13 protein-coding genes are annotated in these 16614 nt (G+C 72.0%); 4 read left to right on the forward strand and 9 right to left on the reverse strand.

What is annotated here, in order from left to right:
- Positions 1 to 72: 72 nt before the first annotated feature.
- From ADK55_RS22240 to ADK55_RS22260, 5 genes are all read right to left on the reverse strand, one after another.
- Complete coding sequence (locus ADK55_RS22240) at positions 73 to 1236, reverse strand: XdhC family protein (protein WP_053681392.1); 1164 nt, start codon at positions 1234 to 1236, stop codon at positions 73 to 75.
- A 79-nt stretch (positions 1237 to 1315) separates the two neighbouring features.
- Positions 1316 to 2779 carry an NCS2 family permease gene (locus ADK55_RS22245; RefSeq protein WP_053681393.1) on the reverse strand — a complete coding sequence of 488 codons (1464 nt, stop codon included), beginning with the start codon at positions 2777 to 2779 and terminating at the stop codon, positions 1316 to 1318.
- A gap of 357 nt (positions 2780 to 3136) precedes the next feature.
- Positions 3137 to 5542: a xanthine dehydrogenase family protein molybdopterin-binding subunit gene (locus ADK55_RS22250; RefSeq protein ID WP_053681396.1), complete on the reverse strand. Its 2406-nt coding sequence runs from the start codon at positions 5540 to 5542 to the stop codon at positions 3137 to 3139.
- 2 nt (positions 5543 to 5544) lie between these two features.
- Positions 5545 to 6153 carry a (2Fe-2S)-binding protein gene (locus ADK55_RS22255; RefSeq protein WP_053681398.1) on the reverse strand — a complete coding sequence of 203 codons (609 nt, stop codon included), beginning with the start codon at positions 6151 to 6153 and terminating at the stop codon, positions 5545 to 5547.
- A 2-nt stretch (positions 6154 to 6155) separates the two neighbouring features.
- Positions 6156 to 7052 (reverse strand): FAD binding domain-containing protein, encoded by an 897-nt coding sequence (locus ADK55_RS22260; RefSeq protein ID WP_053681400.1) that lies wholly within the window; start codon positions 7050 to 7052, stop codon positions 6156 to 6158.
- Positions 7053 to 7305: 253 nt separating this feature from the next.
- Between ADK55_RS22260 and ADK55_RS22265 the strand changes: the two genes are divergently transcribed.
- Together ADK55_RS22265 and ADK55_RS22270 are read left to right on the forward strand one after the other, a co-directional pair.
- Positions 7306 to 8982 carry a PucR family transcriptional regulator gene (locus ADK55_RS22265; RefSeq protein ID WP_053681403.1) on the forward strand — a complete coding sequence of 559 codons (1677 nt, stop codon included), beginning with the start codon at positions 7306 to 7308 and terminating at the stop codon, positions 8980 to 8982.
- Between the two features lie 154 nt (positions 8983 to 9136).
- Complete coding sequence (locus ADK55_RS22270; RefSeq protein WP_053681405.1) at positions 9137 to 9913, forward strand: hypothetical protein; 777 nt, start codon at positions 9137 to 9139, stop codon at positions 9911 to 9913.
- An 88-nt stretch (positions 9914 to 10001) separates the two neighbouring features.
- Here ADK55_RS22270 and ADK55_RS22275 read toward each other — a convergent pair whose 3' ends face one another.
- The gene (locus tag ADK55_RS22275) at positions 10002 to 10655 is read right to left on the reverse strand and encodes a GntR family transcriptional regulator (protein ID WP_234350201.1); all 654 of its coding nucleotides are present in this window, start codon (positions 10653 to 10655) and stop codon (positions 10002 to 10004) included.
- A gap of 155 nt (positions 10656 to 10810) precedes the next feature.
- Here ADK55_RS22275 and ADK55_RS22280 point away from each other — a divergent pair, with 155 nt between their 5' ends.
- Entirely contained in the window at positions 10811 to 11677 is an 867-nt protein-coding gene (locus ADK55_RS22280) for a (2Fe-2S)-binding protein (RefSeq protein WP_053681410.1), read from the forward strand.
- Positions 11678 to 11869: 192 nt separating this feature from the next.
- A complete protein-coding gene (locus tag ADK55_RS22285; RefSeq protein ID WP_053681412.1) occupies positions 11870 to 12928 on the forward strand; it encodes a DUF2637 domain-containing protein in 1059 nt (352 codons plus the stop codon).
- Between the two features lie 51 nt (positions 12929 to 12979).
- On the opposite strand, the gene ADK55_RS22290 is transcribed toward ADK55_RS22285, so the two are convergent.
- The 3 genes from ADK55_RS22290 to ADK55_RS22300 all read right to left on the reverse strand — a co-directional run.
- Positions 12980 to 13282 carry an ATP-binding protein gene (locus ADK55_RS22290; protein WP_371591608.1) on the reverse strand — a complete coding sequence of 101 codons (303 nt, stop codon included), beginning with the start codon at positions 13280 to 13282 and terminating at the stop codon, positions 12980 to 12982.
- Between the two features lie 252 nt (positions 13283 to 13534).
- Positions 13535 to 15277 (reverse strand): pyruvate dehydrogenase, encoded by a 1743-nt coding sequence (locus tag ADK55_RS22295; RefSeq protein ID WP_053681414.1) that lies wholly within the window; start codon positions 15275 to 15277, stop codon positions 13535 to 13537.
- 66 nt (positions 15278 to 15343) lie between these two features.
- Positions 15344 to 16614 (reverse strand): protein phosphatase 2C domain-containing protein (locus ADK55_RS22300; RefSeq protein WP_234350198.1); only part of this gene is annotated, 1271 nt, incomplete at its 5' end.

Here is a 16614-nt window from a genome sequence, read left to right on the forward strand (position 1 = left end):
ACGGCCGCCCGGGGGCACGCCCCGCGTGCGGGGCGGGGGTGCGGCCGCCCGGCGCGAGGTGGGGGCGGCTCTTCAAGCGACGGAACCTATCCGTCCGACCACGGTGTTCGATCCGTCGTGGTGGATCGGGATGCGCGCGCCGGTCAGGGCGGCGCCGGTGCCGCCGCGGCGGTTCGCGACGATCTCGGCGGCGATGGACAGCGCGGTCTCCTCCGGGGAGCGGGCGCCGAGGTCCAGGCCGATCGGGGAGCGCAGGCGGGCGAGTTCGAGTTCGCTCACGCCGACCTCGCGGAGCCGCTCGTTGCGGTCCTCGTGGGTGCGGCGGGAGCCCATGGCGCCGACGTAGGCGACGGGAAGTCGCAGGGCCAGTTCGAGGAGCGGGACGTCGAACTTGGCGTCGTGGGTGAGCACGCACAGGACGGTCCGGGCGTCGACGGCTGCGGCGTCGACCTGGGCCTCCAGGTAGCGGTGCGGCCAGTCGACCACGATGTCGTCCGCCTCGGGGAAACGGTTCTTCGTGGCGAACACGGGCCGGGCGTCACACAGGGTGACGTGGTAGCCGAGGAACTTGCCGATGCGCACGAGGGCGGAGGCGAAGTCGATGGCACCGAAGACGATCATCCGCGGGGGCGGGACGCTGGACTCGACCAGCACCTTGAGCGGCTCCCCGCACAGCCGGCCGTCCGCGCCGACCTCCAGCACGCCGGTCCGGCCGGCGTCCAGCATGGCGCGGGCCTCCTCGGCGAGGGTGCGGTCGAGCTCGGGGTGTCCACCGAAGCCGCCCTCGTGGGAGCCGTCGGCCCGGACGACCAGGGCGCGGCCCATCAGCTCGGCCGGGCCCTCGGCGATCCGGGCCACCGCCGCCGCCTCCCCGCGGGCGGCGGCGGCCAGCGCCGCCGCGAACACCTCCCGGACGGGAGCGTCCACGGCGACCGGGGTGACGAGGATGTCGATGATTCCGCCGCAGGTCAGACCCACGGCGAAGGCATCGTCGTCGCTGTACCCGAAGCGCTCCAGGACGGGCTCCCCGTCCTCCAGCGCCTGCCGGCACAGTTCGTACACCGCACCCTCCACGCATCCGCCGGAGACCGAGCCGATGGCCGTCCCCTCGCCGTCGACGGCGAGGGCGGCTCCGGGCTGCCGGGGCGCGCTCCCGCCGACCGCCACGACCGTGGCGACTGCGAAGTCACGTCCCTGCTCGACCCACCGGTTCAATTCCTCGGCGATGTCCAGCATGCGGGCCTCCTCGGAGAGGTTCGGTTTCCAGTATCGGATACGTGGGGAATGCGGCTCGGTGCGCGGGCGTCCGGGTCGGCTAGCCGACGCCGAGCCAGCCCTCGATCGGGTGGAGCGCGAAGTAGACCAGGAAGATGCCGGTCAGCGCCCACATGAAGGCACCGATCTCGCGGGCCTTGCCCTGGGCGACCTTGATCGCCACGTAGGAGATGACGCCCGCGGCGACACCGGCGGTGATCTGGTAGGTGAACGGCATGATCACGACGGTCAGGAAGACCGGGATCGCGGTGGCCGTGTCGGCCCAGTCCACGTGGCGGGCGTTCTGCATCATCATCGCGCCGATGACGACCAGGGCCGCGGAGGCGACCTCGCCGGGCACGATCTGCGTGATCGGGGTGAAGAAGAGGCAGGCGGCGAAGAAGAGGCCGGTGACGACGGAGGCGAGACCCGTACGGGCGCCCTCGCCGACGCCGGTGGCGGACTCGACGAAGACGGTCTGACCGGAGCCGCCCGCGATGCCACCGATGGCGCCACCGGCGCCGTCGATGAACAGCGCCTTCGACAGACCCGGCATGCGGCCCTGGTCGTCGGCGAGCTTGGCCTCGGTGCCGACGCCGATGATGGTGGCCATCGCGTCGAAGAAGCCGGCGAGCACGAGGGTGAAGACGATCATGCCGATCGTCATGACGCCGACGTCGCCCCAGCCGCCGAACTCGACCTTGCCGAACAGCGAGAAGTCGGGCATCGAGACCGCGGAGCCGGAGAGCTCCGGGGGACCGTTCTTCCAGGCCTTCGGGTCGATGTCCACGATGGCGTTCAGGATCGCGGCGAGGACGGTGCCGCCCACGATGCCGATCAGGATGGCGCCGGGGACCTTGCGGGCCTGCAGCATGAAGATGGCGAGCAGGGTGACGCAGAAGAGCAGGACGGGCCAGCCGGCGAGCTCACCGACGGCGCCGAGCTGGACCGGGGGGCCGAACTGCGGGCCCGCGCCGACGAAGCCGGCCTTCACGAGTCCGATCAGGGCGACGAAGAGGCCGATGCCCATGGTGATGGCGTGCTTGAGCGCGAGGGGGATCGCGTTCATGATCATCTCGCGGAGGCCGGTGACGACCAGGAGACAGATCACCACGCCGTACATGACGCACATGCCCATGGCCTGCGGCCAGGTCATCTGCGGCGCCACCTGCGAGGCGAGGACACCCGAAACGGAGAGCCCCGCCGCGAGGGCGAGCGGCACCTTGCCGACGAAGCCCATGAGCAGCGTGGTCAGGGCCGCCGCGAACGCGGTGGCCGTGATCAGGGCCGCGGGGGCCATGGTGTTTCCGGCGACGTCCTTGCCGGAGAGGATCAGGGGGTTGAGCAGGAGGATGTACGCCATGGCCATGAAGGTCGTGATACCGCCACGGACCTCGTTGCCGACGTTGGATCCTCTGTGCGTTATGTGGAAGTACCGATCGAGCCAAGAACGCCCGGCGGGGGTGCGAGAGCCGTCGCCGGCCTCTTCCGCGGTGGTCTTGGGCTCCACAGACGATTGGGTCATGGTGCCTAACTCCCAAGGTTCAAAGGGGCACCCGCTTGGAGATTGGAGATGCGGGATTTGGGATGGTGCGTTTGGCTGCACGACCCGGGGTGACGGCCCGAGGCGACGCGAAAAGTGCACTGCGTGAACTGCGGGTACTGCGGGTTTCGCGGTACTGCCGGTGGCTCCGGGGTGGTGGTGCCTTCCGGGGGGTGGTGCGTGGGGGTACTGCCGGTGGAACGGACCGCGAGCGGAGCGGCTTTTCGTATTCCGGACTTCGAGCTCCGGGCGGTGCGGTCGGCAAGTGTGACGTTCCCGTGTCACACCGCCCGGAGAGCTGGGGGTCCGGGGGCCTCGCGGCCCCCGGAGCACGCCGTCCTAGAGGGTGCCGGTGAGGGCTTCCGGACGGATCGGCGTCTTGTTGAGCTCCAGACCGGTCGCCGCCCGGATCGCCGCGAGGACGGCCGGGGTGGACGACAGGGTGGGGGCCTCGCCCATGCCGCGCAGCCCGTAGGGCGCGTTCGGGTCGGCGAGTTCCAGGACGTCGACCGGGATGGTCGGGGTGTCGAGGATGGTCGGGATCAGGTAGTCCGTGAAGGAGGGGTTGCGCACCTTCGCGGTCTTCGGGTCGACGATGATCTCTTCCATGATCGCCACGCCGAGGCCCTGGGTGGTGCCACCCTGGATCTGACCGACGACGGAGAGCATGTTCAGCGCCTTGCCGACGTCCTGGGCGGTGGCGAGCTCGACGACCTTGACGAGGCCGAGCTCGGTGTCCACCTCGACCACCGCGCGGTGCGCGGCGAACGTGTACTGGACGTGGCCGTCGCCCTGGCCGGTCTTCAGGTCGAACGCGACGGTCGGCCGGTGCCGGAACTCCAGCTCCAGGTCGATCGCGTCCTCGCCCTCCAGGATGTCCGCCAGCTCGGCGAGCACCTCCCCGCCGTCGGTGACGACCTTGCCGCCCTCCAGGAGCAGTTCGGCGGTCGCCCACGCGGGGTGGTACGAGCCGTTCTTGCGGCGGCCGATCTCCAGGACGGCCTCGCGGACGGCCTCGCAGGTGTTCTTCACGGCGCCACCGGTCATGTACGTCTGCCGCGAGGCGGACGTGGAACCGGCGGAGCCGACCTGCGTGTCGGCCGGGTGGATGGTCACCTGCGTGACACCCAGCTCCGTGCGGGCGATCTGGGCGTGCACGGTGACACCGCCCTGGCCGACCTCCGCCATGGCCGTGTGGACCATCGCGACGGGCTCGCCGTTGATGACCTCCAGGCGCACGCGGGCGGTGGAGTAGTCGTCGAAGCCCTCGGAGAAGCCGACGTTCTTGATGCCGACCGCGTAGCCGACACCGCGGACGACGCCCTCGCCGTGGGTGGTGTTGGACAGGCCGCCGGGCAGCGCGCGGACGTCCGCGCCCTCGCCGGCGGTCTCCCACTGGCGCTCCGGCGGGAGCGGGCGGGCCTTGACCCGGCGCAGCAGTTCGGCGACGGGCGCCGGGGAGTCCACGACCTGGCCGGTGGGCATGATCGTGCCCATCTCCATGGCGTTCAGCTGGCGGAACTCGACCGGGTCCATGCCCAGCTTCGCCGCGAGCTTGTCCATCTGGGCCTCGTAGGCGAAGCAGGCCTGGACGGCGCCGAAGCCGCGCATCGCGCCACAGGGCGGGTTGTTCGAGTAGAGGGCGATGGCCTCGATCTCGACGTCGTCGATCACGTACGGGCCGACGGACAGCGAGGAGGCGTTGCCCACGACCGCCGGCGAGGCCGACGCGTACGCGCCGCCGTCCAGGACGATCTTGCACTTCATGTGCGTGAGCTTGCCGTCCTTGGTGGCGCCGTGCTCGTAGTAGAGCTTCGCCGGGTGACGGTGCACGTGGCCGAAGAAGGACTCGAACCGGTTGTAGACGATCTTGACCGGCTTGTTCGTGGCCAGGGCCAGGAGGCAGGCGTGGATCTGCATCGAGATGTCCTCGCGGCCACCGAAGGCACCGCCGACGCCCGAGAGCGTCATGCGGACCTTCTCCGGCGGGAGGCCCAGGACCGGGGCGATCTGCTGGAGGTCCGAGTGCAGCCACTGGGTGGCGACGTACAGGTCGACGCCGCCGTCCTCGGACGGCACGGCCAGACCGGACTCCGGGCCGAGGAAGGCCTGGTCCTGCATGCCGAAGGTGTACTCGCCCTTGACGATGACGTCGGCGCGCTTGGCCGCCTCGTCCGCGTTGCCGCGGATGATCGGCTGGCGGTGCACGATGTTCGGGTGCGGGACATGACCGGAGTGGTGGTCGTCGCGGCCCGGGTGGATCAGCGGCGCGTCGGGGGCGATGGCCGAGGCCTCGTCCGTGACGAGCGGCAGCTCCTTGTAGTCGATCTTGATCTTGGCGGCCGCACGGCGGGCGGTCTCCGGGTGGTCGGCGGCCACGAGGGCGACCGGCTCACCGTGGTGGCGTACCCGCCCGTTGGCGAGCACCGGGGTGTCCTGGATCTCCAGGCCGTAGTTCTTCATCTCGGCCGGCAGGTCGTCGTACGTGAGCACCGAGTACACGCCGGGCAGCGCGAGGGCCTCGGAGATGTCGATCGAGACGATCTCGGCGTGGGCCACGGTGCTGCGGAGCGTCTGGCCCCACAGCATGTCCTCGTGCCACATGTCGGAGGAGTACGCGAACTCGCCGGTCACCTTGAGGGTGCCGTCGGGGCGCAGCGTGGATTCGCCGATGCCGCCCTTGGCGTGCTTCTGCGTGACGTTGGTCGGCGTGCCCGCCGGAACCGTGCGCGTGTTCTGAGCCATGGTCAGACCGCCTCTCCCTGACGGGCGGCCGCGAGGCGGACCGCGTCGAGGATCTTCTCGTAGCCCGTGCAGCGGCAGAGGTTGCCGGACAGGGCCTCACGGATGTCCTGGTCGGACGGGGAGGAGTTCTCCTCCAGCAGCGCGTCGGCCTGGACCAGCAGACCCGGGGTGCAGAAACCGCACTGCACGGCGCCGGCGTCGATGAACGCCTGCTGGATGTTGGAGAGCTCGACGCCCTCGCCGGTCTGCGAGTCGCCGGGCTTGGACTGCCACCGCCTGGCCGCGTCCAGGGAGACGCCGCCCTTGGCGCCGCAGCCGCCGCCGGTGCCGCAGGCACCGCCGTGGCCGTGCTCCTCGCGCTGCTTGGCGAACTCCGCCAGGCCCTCGACGGTCACGACGTCGCGACCCTCGACCTGGCCGGCGGCCACGAGGCAGGAACACACGGGCACGCCGTCGAGGCGGACGGTGCAGGAACCGCACTCGCCCTGCTCACAGGCGTTCTTCGAACCGGGCAGGCCCAGGCGCTCGCGCAGGACGTAGAGGAGGGACTCGCCCTCCCAGACGTCGTCGGCTTCCTGCTGACGGCCGTTGACAGTGAAATTGACGCGCATGATTACGCAGCCCCTTCAAGCGAGCGGCCGTTTTCGGTGCCGCGGTACTGCTCCCAGGTCCAGACGAGCTGGCGGCGAGCCATGATGCCGACCGCGTGACGGCGGTACTTCGCCGTGCCGCGGACGTCGTCGATCGGGTTGGCCGCGCCGGAGGCGAGGTCACCGAACTGCTTGGCGATCGACGGGGTGATGACCTTGCCGGACTCCCAGAACCCGCCCTCTTCGAGCGCGGCGTTCAGGAACTCCTCGGCGGCCTTCGCGCGGATCGGGGTCGGCGCGGCCGACCCGATGCCGGTGCGGACCGTGCGGGTCTCGGGGTGCAGCGCCAGGCCGAACGCGCAGACCGCGATGACCATCGCGTTGCGGGAGCCGACCTTGGAGTACTGCTGGGGGCCGTCCGCCTTCTTGACGTGGACGGTCTTGATGAGCTCGTCGGCGGCCAGCGCGTTGCGCTTCACACCCGTGTAGAACTCGTCGATCGGGATGAGGCGGGAGCCGCGTACGGACTCCACCTCGACCTCGGCGCCCGCCGCGAGCAGCGCGGGGTGGGAGTCACCGGCCGGCGAGGCGCAACCGAGGTTGCCGCCGACGCCGCCGCGGTTGCGGATCTGCGGGGACGCGACCGTGTGCGAGGCGAGCGCGAGACCGGGCAGCTCCGTGCGGAGGTTCTCCATGATCTGCGTGTACGGGACGGAGGCGCCGAGCCGGACCACATCCTCGCCGACCTCCCACTCCCGCAGCAGACCGATGCGGTTCAGGTCCAGGAGGTACTCCGGCCGACGGTGGTCGAAGTTGATCTCGACCATCACATCGGTGCCACCCGCAATCGGCACAGCTGTGGGGAACTCGGCCTTAGCGGCGAGCGCCTCCTCCCAGCTGGCGGGGCGAAGGAAGTCCATGTGCGGCTCTCTTCTTCTTCATCGTGTCGTTCACTTCAAGCCAGGAGGCCCAATGGCCCTCGACTGGTCGTTCACGTGCTGTTAACGCGGTGTGGAGTCAGTACACAAGCCGCGCGTCCCCCGGGTGCAGTCACCGAAACCATGAAGGAGTTGGCTGGGGACCTCCCTCGTCTTGTAGATTCGTATGAAAGGCAGGATGCGACGACCTGCCCGATTTCCAACGGCAACATCGAGACAGATCGGCGGCGACATCATGCGGCTGCGCGCACTGCTGGAAACCGAGGCGCTGGGGCTGCGGCTGCTGGGCGGCGAGGAGGAGCTGGACCGGACGGTCCGCGGGGTCATGACGACCGACCTGCGCGATCCCAGCCGGTACCTCTCCGGAGGGGAACTCGTCCTCACCGGCCTGGCCTGGCGAAGGAATTCGGCCGACTCCGAGCCGTTCGTACGAATCCTCGCGAGCGCGGGGGTCGCCGGGCTGGCGGCGGGCGAGGCGGAGCTCGGCGACATCCCCGACGATCTGGTCTCGGCCTGTCTGCGCAACCGGCTGCCCCTCTTCGCCGTGAACGAGGACGTTGCATTCGCCACCATCACGGAGTACGTGGTGCGGCAGGTCTCCGGGGAGCGCGCGGGCGACCTCGCGGCCGTGGTCGACCGCCACCGTCGACTCATGACGTCCGGGCCCGCCGGTGGTGGCCCCGACGTGGTGCTGGATCTGCTCACCACCGACCTCGATCTCCGGGCCTGGGTGCTCTCGCCCACGGGCCGGCAGATCGCCGGCGCGGGCGAACCGCTGGCACCGGGCGTCTGCGCGGCACTGGCGGGCGAGCACCTCGCGGCGGTCCGGACGGGCCGCAGGGGACCGCACCGGATCTCGATTCAGGGTATTACGTACTCGCTCTTCCCGATCAGGGGACACGGCCGCGGCGCCGGACCCGCGGCCCGTGACGTGCGCGAGAGCGTGCTCTCCGACTGGCTGCTGGCCGTCGAGGCCGACGCGGGCGACTGGCCGGCCGAGCGGCTGGACCTGCTCCAGGGCGTCACCCAGCTCATCGCCGTCGAGCGGGACCGCCGGGACGCGGCCCGCACGGTGCGCCGCCGGCTGGCCCAGGAGGTGCTGGAGCTGGTGCAGACGGGCGCCCCGCCGGCGGAGATCGCCGCCCGCCTGCGGGTGGCCGCCCCGGTGCTGCTGCCCGGGCTGGGCGCGGCCCCGCACTGGCAGGTCGTGGTGGCCCGGGTGGACTGGGAGGGCGGCGACATCGCCGGCGGGCCGGTGGCCCAGTCGCTGCTGGAGGAGATCCTGGTCGACCCGTCCCTGTCGGGGCCGGAGCCCTCCGACCGGATCGCGGTGGCCCACGCGGGCGACGAGGCCATCGCCCTCGTGCCGCTGCCCGCGCTCTCCGGGGACACGGGCGAGGACAAGGGCCCCGACCCGGCCCTGCACGCCGACGTGCTCCTGACGACCGTACGGGAGCCCCTGGCGGCCGGCCTCGCCGACGACGGCCGGGTCACCCTGGGCGTCAGCGCCGCCGTGCACTCCGCCGAGGGCCTGCGCGGGGCGTTGGAGGAGGCCCGGCACGCCCGCCGGGTCGCCGCCGCCCGCCCGGGCCGGGTGTGCGCCGCCGGGCACCACGAGCTGGCCTCGCACGTCCTGCTGCTGCCGTTCGTTCCGGACGACGTGCGCCGCGCCTTCACGGCCCGGCTGCTGGACCCGCTGCGGGACTACGACCGGCGCCACCGGGCGGAGCTGATCCCGACCCTGGAGGCGTTCCTGGACTGCGACGGGTCGTGGACGCGCTGCGCGACGCGGTTGCACCTGCACGTCAACACGCTGCGGTACCGGGTCGGGCGAATCGAGCAGTTGACGGGACGGGACCTGTCGCGGCTGGAGGACAAGCTCGATTTCTTCCTCGCACTGCGCATGAGCTGAGGAATCACGCCAAGGGGTCGTCGCGGGCCACTGACGAGCCGTCCGGACTTTGTGAAAGAGTTCACCCGACCCCTTGGCCGAAGCCGCCGATCCGTGCTCTCATTTCGCCCCAGGGCTCAAAGACGTGCTGCTTGGTTGCTTTGGGGAGGGCAATGTGGCGGATACCGCCATGTCCGGTGCCGGTTCTACAGGGGGGGACGACCCTCTCCAGCGGGCGATATGGCGGCTGCGCTCGCGCGGCTGTTGGACCGACGCGGCGGCCCTGCTGACACCACACGTACACGACGCGGGCGCCGCCGTTCAGCGCACCGCGCTCCTCGTCGAGCGCTGCCTGTTCACCGGCCAGGGCTGGGCGGAGGCCGAGGACGCCCTGCGGGTCGCGGAGGCCGTGGCGCACGACGACGGCGAACGCGGCGCGGCCGCCTGCGAGCGGGGCCATCTGGCCTACGCCGCGACGGTGTTGGGGGTGCGCGACCGGGCCGACGAGGCCCGTTCCGCCCTGGGTCGCGCGGCGGCCCTGCTCTCGCCGGGATCCCGGGCCCGGCCGCTCCTGGACTTCCGCCGGGGGCTGGTCGCGGAGCACTTGGCGGACGCCCCGCAGGCGGCCCTGCCGGCGTACCGGCGGGCGCACGCGGGCGCCGTGGCCCACAACGACACCCTGCTGCTGTCGTTCACGTGGCGCCACCTGGCCGCGCTGGCCCTGCGCGACGGCGAGGTCGCCGAGGCGCGCAAGGGGTTCGCGGAGTCCCTGCGGATCCGGGAGGACCTGGGCTTCCTGATCGGCACCGCTCCCGCGCTGGCCGCGCTGGCGGAGGCGGAACCCGAACCGGAGGCGGCCCGTCTGCGGGCGGAGGCCCGCCGCCTGTTCCACCTGTTGGGCGGCATCCCCACCTGGTTGGCGGACCAGCTCCACCCGAGTCCCGCCGCCTGACCCCGGCCCGGCCCCGTCCGCCCGGACCGGCGGCGGGGACCGGGACGCCGCGCGGTACCGCCTCGCCGTCCGGCGCGCGGCCCGGCCGTCAGACCGCGGCGCCCGCGAAGTGTTCCCGTACGAGTGACTCGACCACGGCCAGGTCCCCCGCGATCAGGGCCTCCAGCAGCGCCACGTGCTCCGCCGCGTCCGCGACCAGGTCCGCGCGGCGCACCCGGGGGGCACCGGGCAGGGGCCACTGGGACCGGCGGTGGAGGTCCTCCGCCACCTGGAGCAACTGCTCGTTGCCGGCGAGGGACAGCACCGCCCGGTGGAAGGCCCGGTCCGCGTCCGCGTAGCCGGGCAGGTCGCCGACCACCGCCGCGTCCGCGGTGGCCGCCGCGGCCGGTCGCAGGGAGTCCCAGACCGAGGCCGGCAGGGTCCTGGCCAACCTCAACATCACCGGGACCTCCAGCAGGGCGCGCACCTCGGCCAGCTCCGCCAGCGCCCGCGGGGTACGGGTGAGCACACGGAAGCCCCGGTTCGGGAGGCATTCCACCGCCCCCTCCAGCGCCAACTGCTGCATCGCCTCGCGTACCGGGGTCGCCGAGACCCCGAACCGCTCGCCGAGTGCCGGGCCCGAGTAGATCTCCCCCGGCGCCAGTTCCCCGTCGACCAGTGCCGCGCGCAGGGCGTCCAGGATCTGACCGCGCACCGAATGGCGCAGTACCTTTCGTGGCGCGATGGTGGACTTCTCCGACACCCCGGTGTGGGCCGCTTCCTGCACTCGGTCCCTCCCGGGCGGTCGACGTGCCTTCGAGAATAGGCGACACGGCGGGGGCGCCGATGATACGGATCCCGACCGATCGGGTAAGGTAAGGCTAACCTTCTGACGATCGCTCGATTCGGTGGTCCGCGATGCCCGTCCAGACCTTGGCACCCGCCCCGGCCGGCTCTCCGGTGGCGGACGCCTACCAACGCCTGGCCGAGGTGTACGACGGCCTGCGGATCACTGAGCTCGCGGCGCACGAACCCGGACCTCGCGGTGTGGGATGGGTCGGCGCCGACGAGCTCGCGGCGGGCGGGGCGCCTCTCGACGCCTTCCTCGCCTGGGACAACGCCCAGGTGCTCCGGGACTACGGCCACCAGGGCCGGCCCGACGTCGTCGCGGGCTTCGGCCTGCACCGGTACGCCTGGCCGGCCTGTCTGCTGATCACCGTTCCGTGGCTGCTGCACCGGCGGGTCCCCCGGCCGTCCCCCGAACAGGTGGCCTTCCACCGGGCCACGGGCCGGATGGCGGTGCGCGTCGACGGTTTCGCCTGCCTGCCGGACGATCCGGCGGCCGCTCTCCCCGGGGCCCGGGTCGTGCCCGACGAGGAGGCGCTGCGCGGGGAGGTCCGGGCCGCGGTGGCCCGACACCTCGAACCGGTGCTGGAAGGTTTCGGCCCGCGCATGCGGCGCGGTCGGCGCGCCCTGTGGGGCATGGTGACGGACGACGTGGTCGAGAGCCTCTGGTACATCGGGGGGCTGCTCGGCGAGGAGTCGCGGGTCATGGCGGAGCTGGAGGCGCTGCTGCCCGGTTCCACGGCCCCGTACACGGGCGGCGCGGGCTTCCGCACCCTGGCGGGCCCCGACGGCGAGGAGCTCACCACCCGGGACCGGGCCGGCTGCTGCTTCTTCTACACGATCCGCCCGGAGGACACCTGCGTGACCTGCCCCCGCACCTGCGACAGCGAGCGCGTGGCCAGGATGACGGCGACGGTCGAGGCACCCCCGGCCGACTGAACCCACCCGCGTGGGTGAACACGATTCGAACCCAACCCCACCCGCACGCGCGGGCGTTCGAACCACAACACCCTATCCGACGGGCCCGGCCCCCCGTTGGCGTCCACTTGCCCCGAAACCCGCGTGTGCGGCGGACCGACTGCGCCACTATGGCGCCCGGAAAGCCGCATACGCGAGGCAAGGGACATCCGCATGAGACTGACCGACATATCGCTGGACTGGCTGCTGCCCGGCAGCCTCCTGATCCTGGGCGTACTTGCGGCAGTGGCGGTACTGGCCCGGGGCAAGCGGGAGAGCGAGAAGGCAGCGGCCGACGACAGTTGGGAACGCAGCGAGGAGCGGCGCCGGCGCAAGGAAGCCGTGTACGGAACCGCCTCGTACGTCCTGCTCTTCTGCTGCGCGGCGGTGGCCGCCGCCCTCTCCTTCCACGGCCTGGTCGGCTTCGGCCGACAGAACCTGAACCTCTCCGGCGGCTGGGAGTACCTGGTCCCGTTCGGTCTCGACGGCGCCGCGATGTTCTGTTCGGTGCTCGCCGTCCGCGAGGCCAGCCACGGCGACGCCGCCCTGGGCTCCCGCATGCTGGTCTGGCTGTTCGCGGGCGCGGCCGCCTGGTTCAACTGGGTGCACGCCCCGCGCGGCATGGGTCACGACGGCGCCCCGCAGTTCTTCTCCGGGATGTCTCTCTCCGCGGCGGTGCTCTTCGACCGGGCCCTGAAGCAGACCCGCCGGGCGGCGCTGCGCGAACAGGGCCTGATCCCGCGGCCGTTGCCGCAGATCCGGATGGTCCGCTGGCTGCGGGCCCCCCGCGAGACGTTCGGTGCCTGGTCGCTGATGCTGCTGGAGGGCGTACGCACCCTCGACGAGGCGGTGGACGAGGTGCGCGAGGACAAGAAGGAGAAGGAGCAGGACCGGCACCGCAGGCGGGAGCAACACCGCCTGGACCGCGCCCACATCAAGGCGTTGGGCCGGCAGAACCGGGCGTTCGGACGGGCCCGCGCCCGTCAGGTGGACGTTCCGGGGCTGGCTCCCGGAACGGGCTCCGCGCCGGTCGGCGCGGAGCCGGCCATACCGGAAGCGGGACAGCTTCCCCTGCGCCGCCGGCCCTCCCTGCAGGCCGTGAACGGAACGGACTCCCTTGAGGTGACCGGCCCCCGGACGGTGGACCTGACCGCCGAGGACGACACCCAGACCATTCCACGACTCGACTCCCTGGAGCGCAAACTCAAGGACCTGGAGCAGCAGTTCGGCTGATCCACCGCACCCCCGAGGGCCGTTCCGAGCGCCGCGCACCCGGAGCGGCTCTCACGCTTCCAGCTCGAACCAGACGACCTTGCCGGCGCCGCGCGCCAGGGTGTCCACGCCCCATTCGTCGGCCAGTTCCTGCACCAGCACCAGCCCTCTGCCGTGCGTACCGTCGTCGGCGGTCGGTACGTGCGGTCGGGGCCGGCGGGAGGCGTAGTCGCGGACCTCGACCCGCAAGCGGGTGGCGGCCAGGCTCGCGGACACCTCCGCGCCCTGTTCGGTGTGGACCAGGGCATTGGTCACCAGTTCGGTGATGAGCAGCTCCGCCACGTCGGCGGCGTCGGATCGGCACCGGTGGCGCATCAACTCCCGTAACGAACGGCGTATTTCGCCCACTGCCTTGAGGTCGGCCCGGCGCACGCTGCGGGTGATCCCCGACGTGTCCGCCGCGCCCCCGTCCTCGGCGGACGGTTCACGCGGCTCCGGCCGCCCTCTCTTCCACGGCTTTCCGATCTTCGCCCCCACCCGCACGGCGATGTACCTCCCCCGTGTCCATGTCTCTCGAACAGGCCTACGGGATGCATGCCCCTCAGGGGAATCCGCACTCCTTCGGGCTTACGGGCGCGGTACGTTGCGGAGATTGGATCGAGCCATCTGGATCATGCGGCCCACTCCGCCGTCCAGCACGATCTTGCCGGCGGAAAGCGCGAAACCGGTCACCATGTCGGCGCTGATCTTCGGCGGAATCGACAGGGCGTTGGGGTCGGTCACCACGTCCACCAAAGCGGGTCCCTTGTGCCGGAACGCGTCCTTCAAAGCACTCGTGAGCTGCTTGGGCTTCTCCACCCGCACCCCGAAGGCGCCGGCCGCGCGGGCGATGGCCGCGAAGTCGGGATTGCGGTTCGTGGTTCCGTACGAGGGCAGGCCGGAAACCAACATCTCCAACTCCACCATTCCGAGGGCGGAGTTGTTGAAGAGGACCACTTTGACGGGTAGGTCGTACTGCACGAGGGTGAGGAAATCTCCCATCAGCATCGAGAAACCGCCATCACCCGACATGGAGACCACTTGACGGTTGCGATCGGTGAACTGTGCGCCGATGGCCTGGGGCAGTGCGTTGGCCATGGAGCCGTGGCTGAAGGAGCCGATGATGCGCCGCTTGCCGTTCGGGGAAAGATAGCGCGCGGCCCACACATTGCACATGCCCGTATCCACGGTGAACACCGCATCCTCGTCGGCGAGTTCGTCGAGGACCGCGGCGACGTACTCGGGGTGGATGGGGGTGTGCTTCTCCACCTTCCGGGTGTACGCCTTGACGACGCCCTCCAGCGCGTCCGCGTGCTTCTTGAGCATCCGGTCGAGGAAACGGCGGTCGGTCTTGACCTTCACCCGGCTGTTCAGGGCCCGCAGGGTCTCGCGCGCGTCCCCCCAGACGGCGAGGTCCAACTTGGAGCGCTGCCCGAGGTGTTCGGGGCGGATGTCCACCTGGACGATCTTCACGTCGTCGGGGAGAAAGGCGTTGTAGGGGAAGTCCGTGCCGAGCAGGATCAGCAGGTCGCACTCGTGGGTGGCCTCGTAGGCCGCTCCGTATCCGAGCAGCCCGCTCATACCGACGTCGTACGGGCTGTCGTACTGGATCCATTCCTTGCCGCGCAGCGCGTGGCCGACGGGGGCCTTGACCCGGCCGGCGAACTCCATGACCTCGGCGTGCGCGCCGGCCGTGCCGCTGCCGCAGAAGAGCGCCACCTTGTCGGCCTCGTCGATCAGCCGGACCAGCTTCTCGATCTCCCCGTCGCCGGGCCGCACGGTCGGCCGCGCGGTCATCAGGGCGTGCTCGACGCTCTTCTCCGGGGCGGGGAGGGAGGCGATGTCCCCGGGGAGCGCGATCACCCCGACGCCGCTGCGGCCGATGGCGTGCTGGATGGCGGTCTGGAGCACCCGGGGCATCTGCTGCGGGTTGGAGATCAGTTCGCTGTAGTGGCTGCACTCGGTGAACAGCCGGTCGGGGTGGGTCTCCTGGAAGAAGCCGAGGCCGATCTCGCCGGAGGGGATGTGCGAGGCGAGGGCGAGCACCGGGGCCATCGAACGGTGGGCGTCGTAGAGCCCGTTGATCAGGTGGAGGTTGCCGGGGCCGCAGGACCCGGCGCAGGCGGCCAGCCTGCCGGTGATCTGGGCCTCGGCTCCGGCCGCGAAGGCGGCCGTCTCCTCGTGTCGTACCTGGATCCACTCGATGCCGTCCGTCCGGCGGATGGCGTCGACGACCGGGTTCAGACTGTCACCGACGACTCCGTACATCCGTTGCACGCCCGCGCGCACGAGGATGTCGACGAACTGCTCCGCCACGTTCTGCTTGGCCATGGAAGGGGTGCCCTTTCCGGATCGGCACTGCCGTGTGCGCCTTCCATCCACGCACGTTCCGCGCCGTTACGCCTCCCAGACCGCGGCGGCCGTCCGGTCGTCGGCGTATCCCTTGAGGCGGACCTGGGCGTCCGCGAGGAAGGCGGCCAGGCCGGGCGGCTCCCCCTCGGACCAGCGGGCGGCGAGTTCGGCCGAGAGGAGACCCTCCTCCCGCATCGGGTCCGCGAGTCCGCCGGAGCAGAGCAGCAGGGTGTCCCCCGGCCGGGCCACGGACGCGCGGAACAGGAACCCGTTGCCCACGCCCCCTTCGGGGTGCGCCTCGGACGGTGCGGTCCGTCCCGGGGCCGGGGCCGGGGCCCGGCCCGGCTCCAGGTCCTGCCACCGGCCGTCCCGGAGCCGGAAGACGCCGCCCGCGCCCGCGCCGAAGCACACCCGGTTGCGGCACTCCGGATCCACCGGCAGCAGGACCCCGCGCAGCCCCGCCGTGTAGGACTCCTCGGCGTGACCCAGTTCCGCGGCCCGGACCCGCAGACGCCCGTACCCCCGGTCGGTCAGCCTCTGGAGGCCGGAGCGCAGGGCTTCGCGGCGCCCGGCCCGGATGTCGTCGGACAGCCGCTCGTGGCTGCGCCCGACGGCCGCCGCGACCGCGTGGCACAGTTCGGCGGCGGCCTCCTTGGCCCCGGGGGCGGCCCGGTCGCCGCCGGCCAGCACCACCAGCACCAGGCCGGCGTCGCCGGCTCCGAAGCGGGCGGTGAGCAGGGAGTCCCGTCGGGCCTCGCCCCGGAACCGGGCGGAGTCCCCGCGCACGGACGCGGCGCGCAGGGTGTACGTGCCGTGGCGGGCGCCCTCCAGCACGGTGTCGGGCGTCAGCGTGTCGAGCGCGGCGGGATCGGCCGGGGGCAGTGCTCCCGGTTCGGCGTTGTAGGTGGGGGCCCGGTCCCCGAGGTGGCGCACCTCGGGCCGTTCGGCGGGGGCGCCCCGGGGCGGCCGCGCCTCCCGGGGCGGCTCCGGCGCGGGTGCGGTCCCGGGTGCGGTCCCGGGTGCGGTCCCGGGTGCGGTCCCGGGTGCGGTCCCGGCCTGCGGCGAAGCCTCCCGGAAGGGTGCGGGCACCGAGGTGGGCGCGGCGGGGAGTGCCTCCTCGCGGGGCGCCCCCCGGCCGCGGACGGGCGGCTCGGGCGGCTCCGGCGACCGCACCGGGTGGCCCGGTTCCGGGGCCCACGCCGGTTCGGGCTCGGCGGGCGGGACGACCACGTCGCCCAGGGCGTAGCCGGTGGCGCCGGCCGTCCGCGGGTCCCGCGTCGCGGGCGGCGGCGGGTACGCCGGGGGCGGTGGAGGCG

The organism is Streptomyces sp. WM4235 (genome assembly GCF_001279725.1).
GTDB lineage: Bacteria > Actinomycetota > Actinomycetes > Streptomycetales > Streptomycetaceae > Streptomyces.